The 21,718-nt window shown below is 72.7% G+C and carries 18 protein-coding genes; 14 read left to right on the forward strand and 4 right to left on the reverse strand.

The genetic code is table 11. The features are described from left to right. The first annotated feature begins 39 nt into the window (after positions 1–39). The 4 genes from OG408_RS33200 (at position 40) to OG408_RS33215 (ending at position 6,566) form a co-directional block, all read left to right on the forward strand. Positions 40–483 carry an SRPBCC family protein gene (locus tag OG408_RS33200; protein WP_285565113.1) on the forward strand — a complete coding sequence of 148 codons (444 nt, stop codon included), beginning with the start codon at positions 40–42 and terminating at the stop codon, positions 481–483. Positions 484–670: 187 nt separating this feature from the next. Further along, entirely contained in the window at positions 671–3,115 is a 2,445-nt protein-coding gene (locus tag OG408_RS33205; RefSeq protein WP_266784939.1) for an MFS transporter, read from the forward strand. Between the two features lie 174 nt (positions 3,116–3,289). Continuing rightward, positions 3,290–5,734 (forward strand): ATP-binding SpoIIE family protein phosphatase, encoded by a 2,445-nt coding sequence (locus tag OG408_RS33210; RefSeq protein WP_326673513.1) that lies wholly within the window; start codon positions 3,290–3,292, stop codon positions 5,732–5,734. 112 nt (positions 5,735–5,846) lie between these two features. Beyond that, positions 5,847–6,566 carry a class I SAM-dependent methyltransferase gene (locus OG408_RS33215; protein ID WP_326673514.1) on the forward strand — a complete coding sequence of 240 codons (720 nt, stop codon included), beginning with the start codon at positions 5,847–5,849 and terminating at the stop codon, positions 6,564–6,566. Positions 6,567–6,629: 63 nt separating this feature from the next. Here OG408_RS33215 and OG408_RS33220 read toward each other — a convergent pair whose 3' ends face one another. Next, entirely contained in the window at positions 6,630–7,520 is an 891-nt protein-coding gene (locus OG408_RS33220; RefSeq protein ID WP_326673515.1) for a LysR family transcriptional regulator, read from the reverse strand. Between the two features lie 139 nt (positions 7,521–7,659). Here OG408_RS33220 and OG408_RS33225 point away from each other — a divergent pair, with 139 nt between their 5' ends. The 8 genes from OG408_RS33225 to OG408_RS33260 all read left to right on the forward strand — a co-directional run bounded on the left by OG408_RS33225 (position 7,660) and on the right by OG408_RS33260 (position 17,191). After that, the gene (locus OG408_RS33225) at positions 7,660–8,661 is read left to right on the forward strand and encodes an aldo/keto reductase (RefSeq protein WP_266786575.1); all 1,002 of its coding nucleotides are present in this window, start codon (positions 7,660–7,662) and stop codon (positions 8,659–8,661) included. A 21-nt stretch (positions 8,662–8,682) separates the two neighbouring features. Next, positions 8,683–9,609 carry a ketopantoate reductase family protein gene (locus OG408_RS33230; protein ID WP_326673516.1) on the forward strand — a complete coding sequence of 309 codons (927 nt, stop codon included), beginning with the start codon at positions 8,683–8,685 and terminating at the stop codon, positions 9,607–9,609. A gap of 106 nt (positions 9,610–9,715) precedes the next feature. Beyond that, positions 9,716–10,549, forward strand: a complete 834-nt coding sequence (locus OG408_RS33235) for a M55 family metallopeptidase (RefSeq protein ID WP_326673517.1) — start codon at positions 9,716–9,718, stop codon at positions 10,547–10,549. After that, a complete protein-coding gene (locus OG408_RS33240) occupies positions 10,542–11,891 on the forward strand; it encodes a M20/M25/M40 family metallo-hydrolase (RefSeq protein ID WP_266784948.1) in 1,350 nt (449 codons plus the stop codon). Before OG408_RS33235 ends, OG408_RS33240 begins: the two co-directional genes overlap by 8 nt. 21 nt (positions 11,892–11,912) lie before the next feature. Further along, entirely contained in the window at positions 11,913–13,898 is a 1,986-nt protein-coding gene (locus tag OG408_RS33245; RefSeq protein WP_326673518.1) for a prolyl oligopeptidase family serine peptidase, read from the forward strand. Further along, positions 13,895–14,839, forward strand: coding sequence for a S66 peptidase family protein (locus tag OG408_RS33250; RefSeq protein WP_326673519.1), 945 nt, complete (start codon positions 13,895–13,897; stop codon positions 14,837–14,839). Before OG408_RS33245 ends, OG408_RS33250 begins: the two co-directional genes overlap by 4 nt. Positions 14,840–15,003: 164 nt before the next feature. Further along, the gene (locus OG408_RS33255) at positions 15,004–16,830 is read left to right on the forward strand and encodes a CocE/NonD family hydrolase (protein ID WP_326673520.1); all 1,827 of its coding nucleotides are present in this window, start codon (positions 15,004–15,006) and stop codon (positions 16,828–16,830) included. A 121-nt stretch (positions 16,831–16,951) separates the two neighbouring features. Further along, positions 16,952–17,191 carry a LapA family protein gene (locus OG408_RS33260; protein WP_266784956.1) on the forward strand — a complete coding sequence of 80 codons (240 nt, stop codon included), beginning with the start codon at positions 16,952–16,954 and terminating at the stop codon, positions 17,189–17,191. Positions 17,192–17,275: 84 nt separating this feature from the next. On the opposite strand, the gene OG408_RS33265 is transcribed toward OG408_RS33260, so the two are convergent. After that, positions 17,276–18,220, reverse strand: coding sequence for a helix-turn-helix domain-containing protein (locus OG408_RS33265; protein WP_326673521.1), 945 nt, complete (start codon positions 18,218–18,220; stop codon positions 17,276–17,278). Between the two features lie 94 nt (positions 18,221–18,314). On the opposite strand from OG408_RS33265, the gene OG408_RS33270 reads away from it, so the two are divergent. Then, positions 18,315–19,832 (forward strand): alpha/beta fold hydrolase, encoded by a 1,518-nt coding sequence (locus OG408_RS33270; protein ID WP_326673522.1) that lies wholly within the window; start codon positions 18,315–18,317, stop codon positions 19,830–19,832. Between the two features lie 62 nt (positions 19,833–19,894). Beyond that, positions 19,895–20,125: a hypothetical protein gene (locus tag OG408_RS33275; protein WP_266784961.1), complete on the forward strand. Its 231-nt coding sequence runs from the start codon at positions 19,895–19,897 to the stop codon at positions 20,123–20,125. Between the two features lie 60 nt (positions 20,126–20,185). On the opposite strand, the gene OG408_RS33280 is transcribed toward OG408_RS33275, so the two are convergent. Both OG408_RS33280 and OG408_RS33285 read right to left on the reverse strand, forming a co-directional pair. Beyond that, on the reverse strand, positions 20,186–20,590 hold the full coding sequence (locus tag OG408_RS33280) for a RidA family protein (RefSeq protein ID WP_326673523.1): 405 nt from the start codon (positions 20,588–20,590) through the stop codon (positions 20,186–20,188). Then, positions 20,587–21,714: a mandelate racemase/muconate lactonizing enzyme family protein gene (locus OG408_RS33285; RefSeq protein ID WP_285565103.1), complete on the reverse strand. Its 1,128-nt coding sequence runs from the start codon at positions 21,712–21,714 to the stop codon at positions 20,587–20,589. The genes OG408_RS33280 and OG408_RS33285 overlap by 4 nt, the downstream gene beginning before the upstream one ends. Between the last annotated feature and the right edge of the window lie 4 nt (positions 21,715–21,718).

Raw genomic sequence — 21,718 nt, forward strand, 5'->3', positions numbered from 1 at the left:
TCAGCACACCCCGAACAACCGAGTGCTGGAGGAACAGCCATGGCGCAGGTCGAGGCCACGACAGAGCGGATCATCGCGGCGGACGCGGAAGCGGTGTTCGACGCGCTGGCCGACTACAAGGAGGTCCGCGGCAAGGTGCTGCCCGGCCACTTCAGCGAGTACGAGGTCCGTGAGGGCGGCGACGGCGAGGGCACCCTCGTCCACTGGAAGCTGCAGGCCACCAGCAAGCGGGTGCGCGACTGTCTGCTGGAGGTCAGCGAGCCGACCGACGGCCAGCTCGTCGAGAAGGACCGCAACTCCTCGATGGTCACCACCTGGACCGTCACCCCGGCCGGCGAGGGGAAGTCGCGGGCCGTCGTCTCCACCGTGTGGAACGGCGCCGGCGGCATCGGCGGATTCTTCGAGAAGACCTTCGCGCCCAAGGGACTTGGGCGCATCTACGACGAACTCCTCCAGAACCTCGCCACCGAGGTGGAGAAGTAGCGTCCGGTCCCGGCTTCCGGCCTCACCGGTTCGGGTGGTCTTTCCGGCCGGTCGGTTGTGCGCCGTAGTGGCTCTCACCGGGGGATAAGCCCCTGAATGCGCCCTCAGCGCCCCCTCGTCACGTTTGCCCTTGCTTGTTGCCCAATGCGCAAAATGGGTGGCGGCAGCGCGACGAGGGGAGCGGCACGTGGTGGGTGGCATCACTCTGGTGGAGGACGAGCCCGGCGGTACGGGGAGCGTCGAGGCGCGGCCCGCGGCCGCCCCGCCCCCGCCGCCCGCCGCGACGGAGTCCGTCGCCCCGGCCCCGCCCGGCGACGGTGCCGCGGACCGCCGCCGGATCCGCCTCGTCTTCATCGGTCTGATGCTCACGCTGCTGCTCGCGGCGCTCGACCAGATGATCGTGGCGACCGCGCTCCCGAAGATCGTCGGCGAGCTGCACGGCCTGGAGAAGATGTCCTGGGCGGTCACCGCCTATCTGCTCGCCTCGACCATCGGTCTGCCGATCTACGGCAAGCTCGGCGACCTCTTCGGCCGCAAGAGCGTCTTCCAGTTCGCCATCGTCGTCTTCGTCGTCGGCTCCGCGCTGGCCGGCTGGTCGCGCACCATGGACGAACTCATCGCCTTCCGGGCCATCCAGGGCGTCGGCGGCGGCGGGCTGATGATCGGCGTCCAGGCCATCATCGCGGACGTCGTGCCGCCCCGGGAGCGCGGCCGGTTCATGGGGCTCATCGGCGCGGCCTTCGGACTCGCCTCCGTGGCGGGCCCGTTGCTCGGCGGCTTCTTCACCGACCATGCCTCCTGGCGCTGGTGCTTCTACATCAACGTGCCTTTCGGCCTGGTGACGTTCGTCGTCATCACCGTCGTGCTGAAACTGCCGAAGCCCACGGTCCGGCCCCGGCTCGACATCCTCGGCGCCGTGCTGCTGGCCGCCGCCTCCACCTGTCTGGTTCTGCTGACCAGCTGGGGCGGTACGGAGTACGCCTGGGGCTCGCGCACCATCCTGGGGCTGGCCGCCGGAGCTGCCGGAACGACCCTGCTGTTCATCGCCGTCGAGCACCGCGCGCCCGAACCCATCATCCCGCTGCGGCTGTTCCGCGACTCGATCTTCAACGTCACGGCCCTGGTCGGCGCGGTCGTCGGGGTGGCGCTGTTCGGCGCGGCCAGCTATCTGCCGACCTTCCTGCAGATGGTCGACGGGGCCACCGCCACCGAGTCCGGCCTGCTGATGCTCCCGATGATGGGCGGCATCGTCGGCGCGTCCGTCGTCTCGGGCCAGCTGATCTCCCGTACCGGGCGCTACCGCGTCTACCCGATCGCGGGCAGCGCGGTCTCGGCGGTGGGCATGTGGCTGCTGTCCCGGCTGGAGACGGACACCCCGCGCTGGGAGTACAGCATCGCGCAGGCCGTCCTCGGCCTGGGGATCGGGCTGATCATGCCGGTGCTTGTCCTCGCCGTGCAGAACTCCGTGCGCCCCGCCGACCTCGGCACCGCGACCAGCGCCAACAACTACTTCCGGCAGATCGGCGGCAGCGTCGGCGCCGCCGTGTTCGGCACCCTGTTCGCCGGCCGGCTGGCCGACGCGCTCGCCGTCCGGCTGCCCTCCGGGGCCGGTCTGCCCGACCCCGAGTCGATCACTCCGCAGCTGGTCCACGCCATGGAGCCCGCGCTGCGTGACGCCTACATCCAGGCGTACGCCGACGCGATGCCCCGGATCTTCCTCTATCTCGTGCCGGTCCTCGTGCTCGGCCTGTTCTTCGCCTTCTTCCTCAAGGAGAAACCGCTGGTGTCCCACCACAGCCCCGAAACCGCAGCCGAGCCCGCGTCGATCCCCTCCGCCCGCACGGACCAGGGCCCCCCGCCGGCCGGATACCTCTCGGGCGTGCCGGTCTGCGGCAGCGTCCAGCATCCCGACGGTACGAAGGTCCCGCGCGCCGCCCTCACCCTCATCGACGTCCAGGGCCAGCAGGTCGGCCGGGGCGCCAGCGGGGACGAGGGACGGTACGCGCTGAGCGTGCCCGGGGCGGGTTCGTACGTCCTCATCGCCGCCGCCGGGGGCCACCAGCCGCAGGCGGTCAGCGTCACCGTGGGCGAACGGCCCGTGGAACTCGACGTGGTGCTCGGCGGTGCGGGCCGGCTGGCCGGGACCGTCGTGACGGCGGACGGTGTTCCCGTACGGGACGCGGCCGTCACCCTGACCGACGTACGCGGCGAAGTGGTCGCCTCCACCCGGAGCGGGCGGGAGGGCGGGTACGTCATCTCGGAGCTGGTCGCGGGGGAGTACACCCTCGCCGCCTCCGCGCCCGCGTTCCGGCCCGCCGCACTGCCCGTCAGCGTGCAGGCGGCCAGGGAGACCCGGCAGGACGTCGAGCTGGCCGGTGGCGCGGTGCTGCGCGGGATCGTCCGGGCCAGTGGCGGGCGGCCCGTCGAGGACGCCCGGGTGACGCTCCTGGACGCGGCGGGCAACGTGGTCGACACGCTGACCACCGGACCCGACGGGGCGTTCCGGTTCGTCGACCTGTCCACGGGTGAGTACACCGTGATCGCCGCCGGATACCCGCCGGTGGCGACCGTCCTCCAGGTCGCGGGCGGCGGGCGCACCGAACGGGATCTCCAGCTGGGGCACGAGGACTGACGCCAGGGGGGGGGCTGTCCCGGACGGTCCCCGGGTGTGGGTGGTGCGCCGGAGTGCGTGGGGCGCACCACCCCTGGGGGTGATTCCGTCGATGACCGGCGGACGCCGGACGGGGCGCCGTACCGTGGACGCACGGACCGCGGAACCTCGCGGTGAGGAAGGAGCCTTCCGCCCATGGACCTCGGTGTGCCGCCGCAGAGGACACCACAGCCGCGTGACGCCGCGGCGGGCCGCGTGCCGCTCGCCGTGGTCGTCGTCGACGCGGACGGACGGGTCTCGCACTGGTCGGCCGGTGCGAGGAGACTCTTCGGGGTCGCCAGGGAGGACGCCGTAGGGTGCCAAGCAGGTGAACTCCTGCCGGTGTCCGGGGCGTTACGGCAGCGGGGCGACCCGCTGCCGGACGGGGCGTACGAGGAGTTCGGTCCCGGCCCCGACAGCTCGCCGCCGATCGGCACCGTCGGCTATCCGACGGCCGGCCGGGCCCGCGTGGACGACGCCGGCCGGGGCCGCCTCGACGTGCTGTGGTGGGCCTACCCGCTGGTCGGTCCCGGCCCCGAGCGGCTGCTCGTGCTCGCCGCCGACTCCGGGCCCCTGCGGCGTGGCGGAACCGACGGGGACACCGAGACGATCGCCCCCGGATTCGCCCTGCACACCGACTTCCCCGGCTACCGGGAACTCTCCGGGCGGCTGCCCGAGATCCTGCCCAGCATGAGCGTCCGGGAAGCCACCAGGATCGTCTCCCAGGTCCTCGAACTCGGCTATCCGGTACTGGAGTTCAGTCATCGCGACCGGATCCCCGTGACCCCCGACTGGGGAGTGCCGCGGCGCACCGGACACCGCGCGGCCGACGGCCCGCGGCACACCGGCCCGGAGGCGCCCGCCCCGCACACCGCGCCCCGCCCCGAGCTGGACCTCGAATACGCGGCGGTCCGCGAACGGCTGGAGTTCCTCAACGAGGTCAGCGGCCGCATCGGCACCTCCCTCGACCTGGAACGCACCATCCGTGAGGTCACCAGCGCCGCCGTGCCCCGGTTCACCGACTTCGCGGGCACGCATCTGCGCGCCGCGGTCCTGGCCGGCGAGGGCTTCCCGGACGGGCCGCCCGACGTCACCACGGTCTGGCACCGCGTCTGGGTCGAGCACAACGACGAACCGGGCCGCTGGGACGACACCGTGCCCGTCGGCGAGTCCATCGCCTTCCCCGAGCACACGCCGTTCTTCCAGTGCATGGTCACCGGCGAACCCGTCATCGTCCCCCATGTCAGCGAGGAGTTGAGCAACCGCATCTCGGGCGAGTTCGAGAAGCGCGACCTGCGCCCGCTGATCACGCACCGCTCGCTGCTCATCGTGCCCCTCAAGGCCCGTGACGTGGTGCTGGGCTTCATGGTTTTGATGCGCCGCCCGGGCCGCGAACCCTTCGACGACATGGACCGCACCACCGGCGCCGAACTCGCCGCGCGGGCCGGGCTCGTCCTCGACAACGCCCGCATGTACACGTACCAGGAGAACGTCGCCGAGACCCTCCAGGACAGCATGCTGCCGCAGATCGAACCGCGCATGGCGGGCTGCGACATCGCCACCCGCTATCTGCCCGGAGCACGGCTCGGCAGGGTCGGCGGCGACTGGTTCGACTCGGTGAAGCTCCCCGGCTCCCGGACCGCCCTCGTCGTCGGCGACGTGATGGGGCACGGGCTCAACTCGGCTGCGATGATGGGCCAGTTGCGCACCGCCGTGCTGACGATGGCGACCATGGAGATGCCGCCCGCCCGACTCCTGCGCAACCTCGACGACCTGGCCCAGCGGCTCGGCGAGCAGTACCTCGCCACCTGCCTCTACGCGGTCTACGACCCGATCCGCTCCGAGCTCCAGATCGCCAACGCCGGACACATCCCACCGGTGCTGGTCCGCGCCGAGGACGGCCGGGCCGAGCTGCTCGACCTGCCGACCGGTGCGCCGGTCGGTGTCGGCGGGGTCGCCTTCGAGACCGCGACCGTTAAGGTGCGGCCCGGTGACCGGCTGGTGCTCTGCACCGACGGCCTGGTGGAGGTGCGCGGCCAGGACATCGGGGCAGGTCTCGCCGCCCTCTGCGCCTCCGCGGCCCACCCGGCCGCGTCGATGGACGACGCCTGCGACACGATCATCCGGGCCCTGAACCCCAGTGGCGGCCGCAAGGACGACGTCGCCCTGCTGATGGCCCGGCTCAACGGCATCCCCGACGGTGACGTCGCCGAGTGGCAACTGGCCCTGGACCCGCGCGAGGTGTCCCGGGCCCGCCGGCTCGTCCGCGGCAGGCTCCTGGACTGGGAGCTGCCGGACGCGGTCGAGGCAGCCGAGCTGATGGTCAGCGAGCTCGTCACCAACGCCGTGAAGCACGGCCGCACCCGTCACATCGGCCTCCGGCTGGTCCGCACCGGCGCCCTGCTGTGCGAGGTCAGCGACGACGAGCCGGCCCCCGCCACACTCCTGGGCACCACCGCACAGGACGAGTCCGGCCGCGGACTGGTCGTGGTGAGCGGCCTCGCCAGGGAATGGGGCACGAGCGCCACGGCGCACGGCAAGACCGTCTGGTTCGAACTGGCGCTCCCCCGTCTCCCGCACCCCCGGTCGAACGCCCGGTGAAATGCCCCTTCACCAGGCCGCGGATCCGGTGCGGCCCCTTGCCCCGCGCCGCCGCGACCGGTAGTCCGGTGCGGGGCGAAAAGCCTCGGGACGGCCTGACTCGGGAGTGCGCATGGATGTGTCACAGGGATACCGCGAGGCGTGGGAGGGGTTCTGGTCGACGACCTCGGACACCCCCGGCGAGGCCATCTGGGACGCCGACCCCTCGCTGAGCGCCGTGCCGCACAGTGAGCGGCTCCTGCCGTACGCCGACGCCTCACTGCCCGTCGTGGACCTCGGCTGCGGAAACGGCACCCAGACCCGCTACCTCGCCACCCGCTTCCCCCGCGCCATCGGCGTCGATCTCTCGCACGCCGCCATCGGCCACGCCCGCCGGGCGGACCCCGACGGCGTCGCCGAGTTCGCCCAGCTGGACCTCGTGGACGGCGCAGCGGTGCGCGCCCTGCACGAGCGGACCGGCGATGTGAACGTCTACATGCGTGCGGTGATCCACCAGAGCGAACCCGAGGCCCGGCCGGCCGTGGCCGCCGCCGTGGCGACGCTGATCGGGCAGCGGGGCCGGGCGTTCGTCGCGGAGCTGACCCCGTCGTCCAAGACGGTGCTCCAGCAGGCCGCGCAGGGTCCGGACGGGCCGCCGGCGAAGCTGCGCCGGGTCTTCGAGCACGGGCTGAAGCCGGCGGGCGCCACCGATGAGGAGGTGCCGGACCTGCTGCGGGCGGCCGGACTGGCCACCCTGGACAGCGGCGCCACGGTGCTCCCGCAGACCGAGTACCTGCCCGACGGAACCCGGATCGACCTGCCGGCGCGTTGGTTCGTCCTGGCCGCCCGCTGATCCGAGGACACCGGCACGGCCCCGACGGGGAACCCCGTCGGGGCCGTGCCGCCCCGGCGCGCGTCAGCGCGCGGAGTCGTCCCGTACCAGGGCCATCAGTGCCCGCGCTCCCGGACTCATCGCCTGCGCGGCCGGAAGCACCATGACGCTCTCGTAGTACGGCTGGTCCGCCCCGTCGAGCGTGACCGCGACCAGCCCCCGGGCCTCGGGCTTGCGGGAGAAGTGGTGCGGCACCACCGCGATCCCCAGCCCCTCGTGCACCAGCTCCAGCAGGCTGTGCACGTCGTTGACCTCCAGCGCCACCGTGCGGCGCACCCGCGCCGCCGCGAACGCCTCGTCGGCCGCACGGCGCGGGCCGAAGTCCGGATGGAAGTCGATGAACGCCTCGCCGGGCAGCTCGTCCCAGCCCGCCCGGTGCGCCGCCGCCAGCCGGTGGCCGGGGGCGCACAGCAGGACCATCGGTTCACGGGCCAGCGGGACCAGTTCGCCGCGCCACTCCACGGAGGACACCGTCGCCGCGAAGGCGATGTCCAGACGCCCGCCGGCCACCCCGTCCACCAGATTCGTCGTGCCCTCCTGGCGGAGCCGGATCTCCATGTGCGGGTGCGCGCGGTGGAAGGCGGCGAGCAGCCGCGGCAGGCTCACCCCGGCCACGCACTGCTCCACGCCCACCGACAGGGTGCCGCGCAGCAGCCCCCGTACGGCGTCGACGGCGTCCTTGGCCGCCCGCGCGCCCGCCAGCGTGCGCTCGGCCTCCACCAGCAGGGCGCGCCCGGCCTCGGTCAGCCGCACGCTGCGCGTGGTCCGGCTGAACAGCGGCGTCCGCAGCTCCTGCTCCAGGGCACGGACGGAGGCGGAGAGACCCGACTGGGACACCGCGACGCGCTCGGCGGCCCGGGTGAAATGCTGCTCCTGAGCGACGGCGACGAAATGTTCCAGCTGGCGCAACTCCATGATTGAGAAATATAGACGCTGAATCCAAGCGGAATCTCCTGTTGGACTACTGGATCGTTCTGCGCGAGCCTGGACCCCGCACGGCGTAGCCGCACCTCGTCGTGAACCGGCACGAACTATCCCTCCCGTGGAGTCCCGCATGTACATCCCGTCCGCCGACCGCTACCAGGACATGCCCTACCGGCGCACCGGGCGCAGCGGTCTGAAGCTGCCCGCCCTCTCGCTCGGCCTGTGGCACAACTTCGGCGGTGACCGGACACCGGAGTCGCAGGGGCAGATCCTCCGCCGCGCGTTCGACCTCGGCATCACGCACTTCGACCTGGCGAACAACTACGGCCCGCCTCCCGGCTCCGCAGAGACGGCGATGGGCCGCGCGCTGGGCACGGACTTCGCCCGGCACCGGGACGAGATCATCGTCTCCACCAAGGCCGGCTACCTGATGTGGGACGGTCCGTACGGGGAGTGGGGCTCGCGCAAGAACCTCCTGTCCTCGCTGGACCAGAGTCTCACCCGCCTCGGCCTCGACTACGTCGACATCTTCTACTCCCACCGGCCCGACCCGGAGACCCCGCTCGAGGAGACGATGGGCGCCCTCCACTCGGCGGTGCAGCAGGGCAAGGCGCTCTACGTGGGCGTCTCCAACTACTCGGCCGAGCAGACCCGGGAGGCCGCCCGGATCCTGAAGGACCTCGGCACCCCGCTGCTCATCCACCAGCCGCGCTACTCGATGCTGGACCGCTGGGTCGAGGACGGTCTGCTGACGGCCCTGGACGAGCTGGGTGTCGGCTCCATCGCCTACTCGCCGCTGGAGCAGGGCATCCTCTCGGACCGCTACCTCCGCGGCATCCCGGAGGGCTCGCGGGCGGCGGGCAGCAGCCCCTTCCTGTCGGCCGCCGCGGTCACCCCCGAGCTGGTGGGCCGGCTGCGCGAGCTGGACCAGCTGGCATCCGAGCGCGGTCAGTCGCTGGCCCAGCTGGCACTGGCCTGGGTACTGCGCGGCGGCCGGGTCACCTCCGCCGTGGTCGGGGCGAGCAGCGTGACCCAGCTGGAGAACAGCGTGGAGGCGATCCGTAACCTCGACTTCAGCGACAAGGAGCTCGCGAGGATCGAGAAGCTGCTGAAGGGCGCGAAGCGCCGCTGAGGCGAGGGAAGGCGCACGTACATGAAGATTCTGGTCGTAGGGGCAGGAGCCACCGGTGGCTACTTCGGAGCCCGTCTCGCGCAGGCGGGCAGGGACGTCACCTTCCTGGTCCGGCCGGGCCGCGCCGCCGCCCTCCGGGAGCGCGGCCTGCGCCTCACCGGGGTCGGGGAGACCGAGACCGTCACCCCGCGGCTCGTCACCGCTGACCAACTCTCCGGCCCCTACGACCTGGTGCTCCTCTCGGTGAAGTCCACGGCCCTGGAGCCGGCTCTCGACGACATCGCGCCGGCCGTCGGACCGGGGACCGCGATCGTGCCCCTCCTCAACGGCATGGCGCACCTGGCACGGCTCAACGAGCGGTTCGGCGACGAGGCGGTCCTGGGCGGCGTCGCCAAGATCATGAGCACGCTGAACGCCGAGGGCGACATCGTCCGCCTCGCCCCGCTCGCCGCGCTGGCGATCGGCGAGCAGCAGGGCGGGAGCTCCGCACGGGTCGAGGAGATCGCCGCCGTCTTCACCGACGCGGGCATCGACACCCAGCTGCCCAAGGACATCATCTCGGCCATGTGGAGCAAGTGGGTGCTCATCAGCACCCTGGCCGGGCTGACGTGCCTGATGCGCGGCACCACCGGCGACGTCGTGGCCGTACCCGGCGGGCGCGGCTTCGTCACCGCCCTGCTGGCCGAGTGCGCCGCCGTCGCGGCGGCCGCCGGCCACCCCGTGCGGGAGAAGGAACTCGCCGGTGTGTCCGCGATGCTCACCACGGAGGGCTCGGCGCTCACCGCCTCGCTGTTCCGCGATGTGAGCCAGGGCGCCCCGACCGAGGTCGAGCACGTCTTCGGTGACCTGGTGGACCGGGCGCGGCTCCTGTCCGTCGACACGCCGCTGCTCGATCTCGTCACGCTGAACCTGCGCGTCCACGGCCACCGCACCGCCTCCGCCGCCTGAGACTTGCGGGGCCGTACGCCAGGAGCCGCGGCCTTCAGTGGATTGGACCTCTGGAGGTCTCGGCGGCCCTGGCCTGCGCGTTCATCGGCGCGTACCGTGTGGCCGCATGAAGATCCTCGTCAGCGCCGACATGGAAGGCGCCACCGGTGTGACCTGGCCGGCGGACGTGCTTCCCGGCACGCCACAGTGGGAGCGGTGCCGCTCCCTGTTCACCTCGGACGTCAACGCGGCCGCCCTCGGCTTCTACGACGGCGGCGCCGACGAGGTGCTGATCAACGAGGCCCACTGGACCATGCGCAACCTGCTGCTGGAGCGGCTCGACGACCGGGTCCAGATGCTCACCGGCAAGCACAAGTCGCTGAGCATGGTGGAGGGCATCCAGCACGGTGACGTCGACGCCGTGGCCTTCGTCGGCTACCACACCGGCGCCGGCACGGAGGGCGTCCTGGCCCACACCTATCTGGCCAACTCCATCACCGGGGTCTGGCTGAACGGGACCAGGGCCAGCGAGGGACTCCTCAACGCCCATGTGGCCGCCGAGTACGGCGTCCCCGTCGTCCTCGTCACCGGCGACGATCTGACCTGCGTGGACGCCGAGGGGTACGCCCCCGACGCCCGCACGGTCGCCGTGAAGGACTATGTGTCGCGCTACGCGGCGGTCTGCCGCACCCCGGCCCGTACCGCCGCCGACATCCGTGCGGCGGCCAAGGAGGCGGTCGCGCTCGCCGGGCGGTACACGCCCGTCGACGGCGGCCCGTTCACCGTGGAGCTGGAGTTCGACGCCGAGCACCTGGCCGCGGCGGCAACGGTCGTGCCCGGCGTGGCGCCCTCCGGCGAGAGGCGTGTCGCGTACACGAGCGCGACGATGTACGAAGGTATCCGCACGTTCAAGGCGGTGACGACCATCGTGTCGTCCGCCGTGGAGGAGCAGTATGGCTGAGGCGAGCACCCCCCAGGACGGCGACGGCGTCGATGACCTCGCGCTCGACGAATCGGTGACGTTCACCTCCGAACTGATCCGCATCGACACCACCAACCGGGGCGGCGGCGACTGCCGCGAACGCCCGGCCGCCGAGTACGTCGCCGAGCGGCTCGCCGCCGCCGGGCTCGAACCGACGCTGCTGGAACGCACCCCCGGCCGCACCAACGTGGTCGCCCGCATCCCGGGCACCGACCCGGCCGCCGACGCGCTCCTGGTCCACGGTCACCTGGACGTGGTGCCCGCCGAGGCGGACGACTGGACCGTGCACCCCTTCTCGGGCGAGGTGCGCGACGGAGTCGTCTGGGGCCGCGGTGCCATCGACATGAAGAACATGGACGCGATGGTCCTGTCCGTCGTCCGGTTCTGGGCCAGGGCCGGTATCCGCCCCCGCCGCGACATCGTGATCGCCTACACCGCCGACGAGGAGGCCAGCGCCGACGACGGCTCCGGCTTCCTCGCCGATCAGCACGCGGCCCTCTTCGAGGGGTGTACGGAGGGCATCAGCGAGTCGGGCGCCTTCACCTTCCACGCCGGGCCGGCCATGCCGCTCTACCCCATCGCGGCCGGCGAGCGCGGCACCGGCTGGCTCAAGCTCACCGCCCACGGCAAGGCGGGCCACGGCTCCAAGGTCAACCACGCGAACGCGGTCAGCGCACTGGCCGCCGCCGTCGCCCGGATCGGTGAGCACGAGTGGCCGGTGCGCCTCACCCCGACGGTCCGCGCCGCACTCACCGAGATCGCCGCACTGCACGGCATCCACCCCGACCTCGACGCCCCCGGCTTCGACGTGGACGAACTCCTCGGCAAGATCGGACCGGCCGCCGAGCTCGTCGCGCCGACCGTCCGCAACAGCTCCAACCCGACGATGCTGGACGCCGGTTACAAGGTCAACGTGATCCCGGGCCACGCCACCGCCTACATCGACGGCCGGATGGTGCCCGGTGGCGAGGACGAGTTCCGCGCCACCCTGGACCGGCTCACCGGCCCCTCCGTCGACTGGGAGTTCCACCACCGCGAGGTGCCGCTCCAGGCACCGGTCGACTCGCCGACGTACGCCAAACTGCGCGCCGCCGTCGAGCGGTTCGACCCGGACGGGCATGTCGTGCCCTACAGCATGTCGGGCGGCACCGACGCCAAGCAGTTCTCCCGGCTCGGCATCACCGGATACGGCTTCTCGCCGCTGAAGCTGCCCGTCGGCTTCGACTACCAGGCCCTCTTCCACGGCGTGGACGAACGCGTCCCCGTCGAGGCCCTGCACTTCGGTGTCCGGGTCCTGGACCACTACCTGCGCACCGCCTGAACCACTCGGGGGAAACTCATCATGGAATCCACAGCGGCCTACGGAAGCTGGCCGTCGCCGATCGACGCCGCGCTCGCCGCCTCCCGCGACGGCCGCCCCGAGTACGTCGGAGCGGTCGGCGACGAGCTGTGGTGGACGGAGCCGCGCCCGGCCGAGGCCGGCCGCCGCGCCCTCGTCCGCCGGCTGGCCGACGGGACCACCACGGCGCTGCCCGCCCCGTGGAACGCCCGCAGCCGCGTCATCGAGTACGGCGGCCGGCCCTGGGCCGGCACCGAACGCGCCGAGGGCGGGCCGCTGATCGTCTTCGTCCACTTCGACGACCAGCGGCTGTACGCGTACGAGCCCGACGGCCCGCGCGCACCGTGGCCGCTCACCCCCGTCTCCGCCGTCGGTGGGGGACTGCGCTGGGCCGACCCGCGGCTGCACCCGGACCGGGGCGCGGCGGGCGAGGTCTGGTGCGTCCTTGAGGAGTTCACCGGCGAGGCGCCCACCGAGCTGCGCCGGGTGATCGCCTCCGTGCCGCTGGACGGATCGGCGGCCGGCGACCGGTCGGCGGTACGCGAACTCTCCGACGACCGGCACCGGTTCGTCACCGGCCCCGAGGTCTCGCCGGACGGGCGGCACGCGGCCTGGATCGCCTGGGACCACCCCCGCATGCCGTGGGACGGCACCGAGGTGATGCTCGCCGGTATCGGCGACGACGGCACCTTCCACGACGCCCGCACCTTCGTGGGCGGCCCGGAGGAATCCGTACCGCAGATCCACTGGACCGCGGACGGCCAGCTGCTGTTCGCCAGTGACCGCAGCGGGTGGTGGAACCTCTACCGCGCCGATCCGAACGGCTCCACCGTCGAACTCTGCCCGCGCGACGAGGAGTTCGCGGGGCCGCTGTGGAAGATCGGCCTCAACTGGTTCCGCCCGCTGGAGAACGGCCTGATCGCCGCGCTCCACGGCAAGGGGTCCACCACACTCGGCGTCCTCGACCCGGAGACGGGCGACCTCGTCGACATCGCAGGCCCCTGGACCGAATGGGCCGAGACCCTCGCCGTGCAGGGCAGCCGGGTCATCGGGATCGCGGCCGGCCCGCGCAGCGCGTACGAGATCGTGGAGCTGGACACGGCGACCGGGCACAGCCGCATCATCGGCGCACCCCACGAGGACGCGGTCGACCCGGCGTACTACCCCGAGCCCGTCGTCCGTACCTTCACCGGACCCGGCGGCCGCGAGATCCACGCCCAGGTCTACCCGCCGCACAGCCCCGACCGCACCGGCCCGGAAGGTGAGCTGCCGCCCTACGTGGTGTGGGCCCACGGCGGGCCGACCGGTCACGCCGCGCTCGTACTCGACCTGGAGATCGCCTACTTCACCTCGCGCGGCATCGGCGTCGCCGAGGTCAACTACGGCGGCTCCACCGGCTACGGCCGTTCCTACCGCAACCGGCTGCGCGAACAGTGGGGCATCGTCGACGTCGAGGACTGCGCCGCCGTCGCCGGGGCGCTCGCCGCCGAGGGCACCGCCGACCCGGACCGGCTCGCCGTCCGGGGCGGCAGCGCCGGCGGATGGACCACGGCCGCCTCCCTGACCGGCACGGACGTCTACGCCTGCGGCACGATCATCTACCCCATCCTCGACCTGACCGGCTGGGGCACCGACGAGACCCACGATTTCGAATCCCAGTACCTGGAGTCGCTCGTCGGCCCGCTCGCCGAGGTCCCCGACCGCTACCGCGAGCGGTCGCCGATCAGCCGCACCGACCGGCTCGCCACACCCTTCCTGCTCCTCCAGGGCGAGGACGACCCGATCTGCCCGCCCGTGCAGTGCGAACGGTTCCTGGCCGCCGTCGAGGGACGCGGCATCCCGCACGCCTACCTCACCTACCCGGGCGAGGGGCACGGTTTCCGGCGCGCCGAGACCATGATCAGTGCGCTGGAGGCCGAACTCTCCCTGTACGCGCAAACCTTCGGCATCGACCGGACCGACGTGCCGCGGCTGGAGCTGGAGAAGTGACCCTCGCCCCCCTGACCCGTCCCGCCCGGCTGCGCGCGGGCGCCAGGGTCGCCGTCGTCTCCCCGAGCGGGCCCGTCCCCGCCGAACGGCTGGAGCCCGGTCTCGGCCTCCTGCGCGACTGGGGTCTCGAACCGGTCGTCATGCCGCACGTGCTGGACGTGCACCCGGAGCTGGACTACCTCGCGGGCGCGGACGCCGTGCGGGCCCGCGACCTCCAGGACGCCTGGTGCGATCCCTCCGTCGACGCGGTGATCTGCGCGCGCGGCGGATACGGGGCGCACCGCATGGTCGACCTGGTGGACTGGGAGGCGATGCGCGCCGCCGGTCCCAAGGTGTTCGTCGGCTACAGCGACATCACCGTGCTCCACGAGGCGTTCGCCCTGCGGACGGGGCTCGCCACCCTGCACGGTCCCATGGTGGCGACGGAGACCTTCCAGAAGGACCCGCGGACCCAGGAGTCGCTGCGAGCCACGCTGTTCGAGCCGGAGACGGTGCTGACGCTGGGTCTCGAGGGCGCGCGGGCCCTGGTGCCGGGCCGGGCGCGCGGCGTCACCTACGGCGGCTGCGTGAGTCTGCTCGCCGCCGACCTGGGCACCCCGCACGCCCGGACACCGGCCCGCGGCGGGCTGCTGGTCATCGAGGACACCACCGAGGACCCGTACCGGCTCGACCGCATCTTCACCCAGTTGCTGCGGTCCGGGGCGCTGGCCGGCGTGACCGGTGTGGCCTGCGGCTCCTGGGCGGGGTGCGAGCCGTACGCGGAGGTGCGGGCCGTACTCGCCGACCGGCTGGGGCCGTTGGGCGTTCCGGTCGTCGAGGAGCTCGGCTTCGGGCACGGGCCCACCGGGCTGACGATTCCGCTCGGCGTGCCCGCCGTGCTGGACGCTCCGGCGGACGGCGGACCGGCCACGCTCACGGTCGAGGGGCCCGCGCTGGTCTGAGCGCGCGGCCGGCGACGCGGCCGGGTCCGGGCCGTGATGCGAAGAAGCTGAACAACTCTCAGGAAACGCTGTCCCGAGCGTTGACATCGCCATGACCTGTGTCACAGCATGAGCGCGGCCCAATACTTACCGGTCGGTAAGGTGTCCTCGGTGTGGAGGTCCTCGTGTCGCGTGCTGTCTCCGGTTCCCGCTTCCGTTCCCGGTCGAAGTCACTGTCCCGCAAACCGCTCGCCCTCGTCGCCGGAGCCGCGCTCGCCGCGCCGCTCGCACTCGCCGGCACCGCCCAGGCGGGAACAGCGGCCGCGGCGTCCGAATACACCGTCACCGCACTGAAGTTCACCGTGTCGGCGGGCGGGCGGTCCTGCACCGTGGATGCCGACCTGTACCGCCCGGCCGGGGCCGACGCCGCGCATCCGGTCCCCGCCGTCCTCGCCACCAACGGCTTCGGCGGCAGCAAGTCCGACGGCTCGACCGACGGCATCGGCAAGGCGTTCGCCTCGCGCGGCTACGCCGGACTCGTCTACTCCGGCCTGGGTTTCGGCAAGTCCGGCTGTCTCATCAGCCTCGACGACCCGCAGACCGACGGCAGGGCGGCCGCCGCCCTCGTCGACTTCCTCGGCGGGACCCGCGCAGCCGACGACGGCACGAAGGCCGACTTCGTCACCCAGGACGCCCCCGGTGACCCCACGGTCGGCATGATCGGCGGCTCGTACGGCGGAGCCATCCAGATGGCCACCGCGGCCGTCGACCCCCGCGTCGACGCCCTCGTCCCGCTCATCACCTGGAACGACCTCGCCTACGCGCTGGCCCCCAACAACGCCGGCCCGGCCACGGGTGTCTCGTCGGACACCCCGGGCGTCTTCAAGTGGCAGTGGACCAACGGCTTCTACCTGATGGGGGAGGGGCAGACGATCCTCAGCCCCAGCCTCGACCCGTCCCGCTTCGGCAGCCTCACCTGCCTCCACTTCGCCCCGCAGGCCTGCGACACCATCCGGCTGCTCAACTCCGGCCGCTACCCCGACGACAAGTCGGCCGCGATGCTCGACTACGCGCGCAGCGTCTCGCCCGTCTCCTATCTGAAGCGCGTCAAGGCGCCGACCCTCCTGATCCAGGGGCAGGCCGACAGCCTGTTCAACCTCAACGAGGCGACGGCCACGTACCGGACGCTCAAGGAGCAGGGCACCACCGCCAAGATGATCTGGCAGGCCTGGGGCCACAGCGGCGGCCAGGCGGAGGGCGAACTCGACCTGGCCCAGGGCAATCTGGAGAGCAGCTACGTCGGCGGGCGCATCCTCGCCTGGTTCGACCGCTACCTCCGCCACGAGACGAGGACCGACACCGGCCCCGAGTTCGCCTACTACCGCGACTGGCAGAGCGGCTACGGCACCGCGGCCGCCGTGCCCGGCCCGACCAGGAAGATGTACCTCTCCGGCGACGGCAAGCTCGTCGACAACCGCGCCAAGGTGGCCCGCGGCAGCCGCCAGTACACCAACTGGCTGGTGCCCACCAGTCATTCGGAGAGCTCCCTCGCGGGTCTCATCGGACTGCCCGACCCCAAGCCGTACGACACCAAGGGCACCTACCTCGGCTGGAGCAGCGACCCCCTGACCTCGGCCGTCGACGTCGTCGGCGCCCCGAAGGCCACCCTGAAGGTCGTCTCGCCGAAGACCGAGCGCGTGCAGAACAGCGGCGACGCCGCCGACAAGCTCGTGCTGTTCGCCAAGGTGTACGACGTGGCGCCGGACGGCTCCAGGACGCTGGTGAACCGGCTCGTCTCACCGGTCAGGGTGCCCGACGTGACCCGGCCCTTCACCGTGCAGCTGCCCGGCATCGTCCACCGGTACGAGGCGGGCCACCGGCTCGAATTCGTGATCGCCGCCAGCGACACCGCCTACTTCGGCAACCGCGGCATCAAGCCGGTCACGGTCGTGAGCGCACCCGAGGACACCGGAGTGCTGGAGCTGCCGGTGGTCGGCGGTACGGCCGACTGACGCGGCACACCCCCGGGCCGTCACCCGAATGGCGGTACAGCACCGCCCCCCGGCCCCCGGACGGAGCCATCCTGGGGCTCCGGGGGCAGTGGTGCACCCGGTCGAGGGAAGGGGCCGCTTCATGAGCCCGAAGGATGTGTCGAGCGGTGGCAGGGGCAGTTCGGGCGCGTTCACACCGGCCCGCATCCTGGTCCTCGTCATCGCTGTCCTGTCGATCGTGTTCATCGCCGAGAACACCGACGAGGTCGAGGTCCGCCTCATCGTCCCGCTCGTGACCGCGCCGCTCTACGTGTGGCTGATCGTGATGTTCCTGGCCGGGATGGCGTGCGGAGCGTACGTCTTCCGCAGGCGGACCAAGTGACCTGCCCGGCGCCTCCCGGAACCGTGTGAGAGCGGGATCGGCCGCCCTGTCGTTTCGTCCGTTCGGCCTGGGCCTCTTCGAGGCTCAGGCCGCTTCGGCGGTCTGCGCCTCCAGCGCCGCGAACAGCCAGTCGTGTGCGGAGCCCGGCGTCGGCTCGGGCCGGCCGCCGGGCGGGGTGATCACCTCGGTCACCAGTTCCCAGTACCGGTCGATCCGCGGATCGTCGGCGAGCTGGCCGGCCAGCAGCCGGCGGAAGCCGGGGGTGTCACGGCCGCCGTACGCGCTCGCGTACGCGTCCACGAAGCTGTCCAGCTCCTCGCCGGGAACCGGCTCCAAGCCCTGGCGCAACGGGGCGCCCGCCAGTTCGTAGGCCTGGGCGAGGCCCGCGTACAGCACGGCAGGACCGCGGGACCCCGGGGCCTTGTGCGCCTCGGGCTGGCACGGTCCGGAGCCCGTGCACGGCTGGGTCACGAGCGCGTACAGCCGGGCGAAGGCCAGCACCTGGGCCGGTGCCGGGTCGCCGGGCGGCTGGGGCACCGCCGCCTCCAGGAACGCGGCCGTCGCCCGGGCCGGCATCCGCGGCGGCAGCCAGGCCCGCCAGAACCGGGCCAGCGCGGCGGTGTCCGGCGGGGCGCCCACCGCCCCGATCAGGCGCAACCGGTCGGCCCGGTCCCCGGGCGGGCACTCCAGCACCAGCCGCAGCCCGGCCTCCCGCCAGCGCAGGGCCGCGAGCTCCGAGCCCAGTTCGCGCAGCTGCCCCGCGACGGCGTCCTCCAGCACGCGGTCCGCCGCGTCCTCCTCGTCCAGGACGCGCCGCACCTCGCGCACCGGCAGGCCGAGAGCGCGCAGGGAGCGGAGAAGGCGCAGCCGGCCGAGCGCGTCGGGGCCGTAGCGGCGGTGTCCGCCCGCGCTGCGGGCGGCCTCCGGCAGCAGGCCCCGGTCGGAGTAGAAACGGACGGTCTTGACGGTGAGGCCGGCGCGCTCCGCGAGCTCGCCGATACTGCACAGTCCGTCGTGCGACAGGAACACTTGAACCTCCCTCCGGGGGAGCTTCTACCGTACCGGCGAGGGCGGCCGGAGCGTGTGACCGGTCCGCCGACCACGGATCGCGGAGGAGCGGACCATGACCGAATTCGTCCTGGTGGCAGGGATGTTCACCGGTGCACACGTGTGGGAGGAGACCGCCGCACACCTGGTCTCGGCGGGCGCCGGGGTGCACACGGTGAACCTGGCCGGTCTCGACGGGCGCCCGGGCGACGCCGTCGGCCTGGAGACGCACATCGAGGACGTGCTCGCGGTGATCGACTCGGTGGGCGCCGGGCCCGGCCGGGACGGGGGAATCGTCCTGGTCGCCCACGGCTACGGCACCTACCCGGTGCTGGGCGCCGCCGACCGGCGCGCGGAGCGCATCGGCCGGATCGTCTGCGTGGACACGGGCCCGGGCCACGACGGGGTGCCGGCCCTGGCCACCGTGCCGGACCCGGCCCTGCGCGAGGAACTGGTCGCCCGGGCCGGTGCGGAAGGCACCGGCGGGGACCTGGATCCTCCGGCCCGCGACGCGTGGCAGCGCTGGGGCAGCACCGCGGGCATCCCCGAAGCGGCGCTGGACCGGCTCACCGGCCTGGCCTCCCCGCAACCCCTGGGCACCCTCCTCCAGCCGCTGCGGCTGACCGGGGCGGTCGGCGCACTGCCCGTCACCGGGGTGCTGTGCGACGCGAACGGTTCGAGCATCGCGATGGTCCAGCAGCGGGTCGACTTCGGTGACCCGGCTCTGGTTCCGCTGGCAGGCCCCCTGGTGTCGTTCTTCGATCTCCCCACCGGACACTGGCCGATGCTGTCCCTTCCGGCCGAGCTCGCCGACGTACTGCTGCGGGCCGCCGCGGGCGAGGGACACCACCTCGTGCCGCCCGGCTCCGCCGAACCGCCCACCCACCTGCGGCCGTTCGTACTGGACGTGCCGCAACTCCCGTCCGAGCGGCACGGGAACGTCGACCTCTGTCTGCCGGACGCCGACGGCCCCCGGCCGGCCGTGGTGTTCGTGCACGGCGGACCGGTGCCCGCCGGGGTCGAGCCGACCCCGCGGGACTGGCCGCTCCTCCAGGGGTACGCCCGGTACGCGGCCTCGGAGGGGGCGGTCGGTGTGACACTCGATCACCGGCTGCACGACATGGCCGGCTATCCGCGGGCCGCCGCCGACGTGGCCGCGGCGGTGGAGCTGGTCCGGGCCGATCCACGGGTGGACCCGGACCGGATCGCGCTCTGGTTCTTCTCGGGCGGCGGCCTGCTGGCGGCGCACTGGCTGCGGGAGCCCCCGGCCTGGCTGCGCTGCCTGGCGGCCTCCTACCCGGTCCTGGTCCCGCTCCCCGCCTGGGGACCGGTGGATGCCAGGTTCCGCCCGGAGGAGGCGGTGGCGGGAGCGGGCACGCTGCCGCTGGTCATCACCCGGGTGGGGCGCGAGATGCCCGGGATCGCGGCCACGGTCGAGGAGTTCCTGACCGCGGCCACGAAGTACGGGGCGGACGCCGAGGTGATCGACGTACCGAACGGCCGTCACACCTTCGACGCCCTCGACCGGACGGAGGAGTCACGCGAGGCCGTGCGCCGCGCGATGCGCTCGGTGCTGGGACACCTGACGGGCTGAGCGCGCACCGGTGACCGAGGCGGTCCCGCGGTCACCGGGCCCTGCCCGTAGGCTCGTTGGTCATGCGTATGACGAGACCCGCACCCCGCACCCGGCGCCGTCTGGCGGCCGCCGCCGTCCTGGCCGCCGTGTTCGCCGCCGGCTGGTACCTGGGGCAGCCCGTCACTCCCGCACAGTGCGAGCGGGAGGCGGCGCGGGTGCGGTACAGCGATCACCTGGCGGCCGACCGGTTCACGGCCTGCGCGGACCGGCCGCGCCTGCGGGCCTGGTTCGCGGGCGACTGGCGTGGCTGAGGGACGCATACGTGGGCCGGACCGTCCGACGACGGTCCGGCCCACGTACGGGTACCCGGATCAGGGATTCCGGCGCAGCGCCACCACGTCGATCTCCACCAGGATGCCCATCAGCTCGGAGCCCACCGTGGTGCGCACCGGGCGGGGGTCACCGAAGTGTTCCCGGTAGACCTGATCGAAGCCCGCGAAGTCACGGTGCACGTCCTGGAGATGGACGGTCGCCTTCACCACGTCGTCGAGCGTCAGCCCGTCCGTGGCGAGCAGGGCGCTCACGTTCGCGAGGACCTGGCGGGTCTGCTCCTCGATGGTGTCGCCCAGTGCGCCGGTGACCGGGTCCTGCGGGCCGAACCCGGAGGTGAAGAGGTACGGGCCCGCCGCGATGCCCTGGCTGTACCCGCCGATCGGCGCGGGCGCGCCGGCCGTCGTGACGGCGCGGCGTCCGGGGCGGAGGTGGTCCGTCGTCACTTGGTCAGGTCTCCTTCGCGTGCGTTGACCTCCGCGTAGTGGCGGAGCTTGTCCTCGTCGACGGTGACGCCGAGACCCGGTCCGTCCGGCACCCGCAGGCTGCCGCCCGCCAGGGTGAGCGGCTCGATGATGTCGTCCGCGTGCAGGTAGTACATGGAGTCGATGGCACGGGACAGCACCGGGGTGCTGGCGACGACCGCGAGGTGTGCGGCGGTCGCGATGCCCAGCTCGCCGCCGCTGTGCAGGTTCATGCCGAGGCCGAACGTCTCGCAGTGCGCGGCCAGCGCCTTCGTCGCCGCGATGCCGCCCCACTTGTAGACGTCACCGTGGATCACGTCGACCGCGTTGAGGCGCATCGCGGGCGCGAAGTCCTCGAAGCGGACCACACACATGTTGGTGCACAGCGGGATACGTACCTTCTGGCGGACCTGGCTCATCCCCTCGATCCCCACGCACGGGTCCTCCAGGTACTCCAGGTCCAGCTCCTCCAGGGCGATGCCGGCACGTATCGAGTCCGGCACCGACCAGGCGGCGTTCGGGTCGACGCGCAGATTCACCTCGGGCAGCGCGGTCCGTACCGCCCGCAGGATCGCGACGTCGCCCTGGACGTCCTTGGTGCCCTTGAGCTTCACGGCGGTGAACCCGCCCTCGGCCACCACCCGCTCGGTGTGCTCGGCGAGCGCCCCCGGCAGGTCGCCCGCGGCGGCACCCGGTGCGTCGGCGCGGGTGATCAGCGCGGTCAGCGGCACCTCGTCGCGGACCGGGCCGCCCAGCAGATCGGTCACCGACTGCCCGGTGGCCTTGCCCATGGCGTCCCAGCAGGCGACATCGATCGCGGCCAGGGCGGCGTAACCGAGGTACCCGTAGAAGAACGGCACCATGTGGTGGCGGCGGTGGAAGGACTCCAGGGCGAACGGGCTGGTGCCGATCAGGTCCTCGGCGAGGTCACGCACGATCGCGGCGACCGGCCGACCCCACATCGTCTCGCCCCAGCCCTCCACCCCGGAGTCCGTCCTGATACGCACCACGGTGCGCGTCTCCCCGGTCTTCGTCTCGAAGGAGCTGGTGAAGGGGTTGACCAGCGGCAGATTGACGACGTGGACGTCGACCTCGGTGATCTTCATGAAC

It is taken from the genome of Streptomyces sp. NBC_01257 (genome assembly GCF_035917255.1).
Lineage (GTDB): Bacteria > Actinomycetota > Actinomycetes > Streptomycetales > Streptomycetaceae > Streptomyces.